The organism is Microcoleus sp. AT3-D2 (genome assembly GCF_036705715.1).
GTDB lineage: Bacteria > Cyanobacteriota > Cyanobacteriia > Cyanobacteriales > Microcoleaceae > Microcoleus.
This window is the reverse complement of the sequence record NZ_JAUBVE010000179.1, coordinates 1-2,083: the sequence shown is the minus strand read 5'-3', so window position 1 is coordinate 2,083 and position 2,083 is coordinate 1. Positions and strand designations below refer to the sequence as shown.

Sequence of the window (2,083 nt, the reverse complement as noted above, 5' to 3'; positions counted from 1 at the left end):
GGGTTAAACCCGACTTATTAGGTGTCAGACTAGGAGCCGGATGCAGTGAAAGCTGCACGTCCGCGTTCTGAAGGAGAAGTGTCCCGTGGTAACACAGGCATCGACTCTAATTAAAAGAGAGGGGCGAGACATAATAGCCTCCCTCGACTCTACCCAAAGGGGACGGTCAAACGTTCTACAAAATTGGCATTACTACTCGCCCGATTGAAGAACGCATCGCCGAAGTGCAGCGGGATGTGAGAACGCATTACTCGGATGTGACCGTCAACTTGCTGGGGCTGTGGGAACGCTGGGGGAATGTGGAACTGTACTTCAAACACCAATATCAACCCTTTAATTACCGCATCGGGAAACTGACGGAGTATTTTGTGTTTCCTGATGTCAAACCTATTTTGAATGATTTATATGAAATGAAACCCAAAGTGCTGAGCGAGATTGAGTTGGACGTACTCAATCGCGAGCAATCAGATTTTGCTGCCAATCAGTCAACCTAGGCGAATGTACGAGCTTTGCAAACCCGTCCCGTAATTGAGTTAAAGGATTGTTCGAGCTGCTTGTCCCACCAAATCAACAAAATCAGTCATTGTTCGCTCGAAGCGATCGACACTCTCAAACCGTGATTTTTGCGTTGTGTTTAAGGCGAGCGGGGCATAATGTAGGGTTAGAACCCTCGTTGTATTCCGCTCACCTTAAAGAAGATTTAGAGCCAAAAAAAGAGAGTGGATTGCGACACGGAGCCCAGCACCAAATCCATAGCTGGGCAGAACAAGAGGCGCAGTGTGATACGCTCGTAGTTGTGGTATCTGGGTTAGAAAGTGTTTAATCACCGCATTGGGCAACGGACGTTCGTATTTTGCGTTTCCTAACGTCAAGGTTGTGCTACGGGATTTGTATGGGATGGAGCCAAAAGTTTTGAGTAAGGCAGTTTCGCGGGGAAAATTAAGTATTATCAATACGAGAGCGTGCTTGCTACAAATCATCCGCACCGCACCCAATCAAGGCATAGATTCCGCCGTTTGACAAAAGCGGCTCGCATTACTTGGAGGCTCGCGCCGCCTTGATAAGTAGCCCAACAAAGGTTGTTGCAAGCAGCCACTACCTTCACAGTAGGTCGAACGATCGATTTTGTCCTTTCAATTCTACCTAGATAATCAGGAAAACAAATTCAATGGCAAAAAAAGCAAAAAAGCTCTGGCTTTCTTCTTCTGGCAAACAGTCTAAACCTACAGTGCCTGATACTGAGAAACAATTAATCGAACAAAAATGTAATGAGTTAATTCAAACAGAATTTAAGCCCAAATATATCGACTCTCCACCCACAGACCATGATTTCAACTATCGAACGGATATCTTTGGCAAGTGGTATCGCAACTATTTTTACTTCTGCTCAACTTATAATTGTCCGAGTCCGAGGGCGATTTCCCCGTCTTTTGAGTCTCGCTCCGCCCGCCTAGAATATGTTGGGCCAGATTGTTTTAATGTCGCCTACATGAGACATACGGGGCAATGGTGGGAAATTCTGCATGGTTTGTCTTTAGAAGAATGTTTATCGGAAATTAGAAACAATCCCCTGTTACATCCTTAATCGTTGCTCTAATTGGCAATCGTTCTTTTAATTATCGAATTGGCTCTCCTGACATTCGTATTTTGTATTTCCCGATGTCAAGGTTGTGTTGAACAATTTGTACGCAATGGAACCCAAAGTGCTGTCGGCTGTTGAGTTGGATGCAATTAACGGAGCGAGTGCGAACAACACGGATGGCTGAATTCCGCAGTTTGCCACTGCTGTCAAGTTACCCGCTCAATTAACAGCCGTTTTGTCCTGATGTCGGCTCAATAACCGAATGAAAATGATGAAAGAAGACACCATCAAAATTGTTGGTTTTCACGCACATATTTACTTTGACAATGATAGCCGCGCGCGATGCTGCGGAGCGCGTACACGAAGGATTGGCTCAGTTTGAGGTACAGTTAGTACAGCTCGGCGTAAATACACAGACTATTAGACAGCCAAGACTTTACCCTTATATGTCCACTTAAAAGGTTTGGCCATTGTTTGATTAAAGTAGTTAATAAAATTGAG

General features: G+C 44.8%; 1 protein-coding gene and 1 pseudogene. Both read left to right on the top strand.

All coding sequences use genetic code 11. From position 1 onward, the window contains the following. Nucleotides 1–167: 167 nt before the first annotated feature. Nucleotides 168–494, top strand: a pseudogene (locus QUB44_RS30670) (GIY-YIG nuclease family protein); the annotation flags it as partial. A 674-nt stretch (nt 495–1,168) separates the two neighbouring features. Beyond that, nucleotides 1,169–1,585 (top strand): DUF3024 domain-containing protein, encoded by a 417-nt coding sequence (locus tag QUB44_RS30665; protein ID WP_172189454.1) that lies wholly within the window; start codon nt 1,169–1,171, stop codon nt 1,583–1,585. Nucleotides 1,586–2,083: the final 498 nt, after the last annotated feature.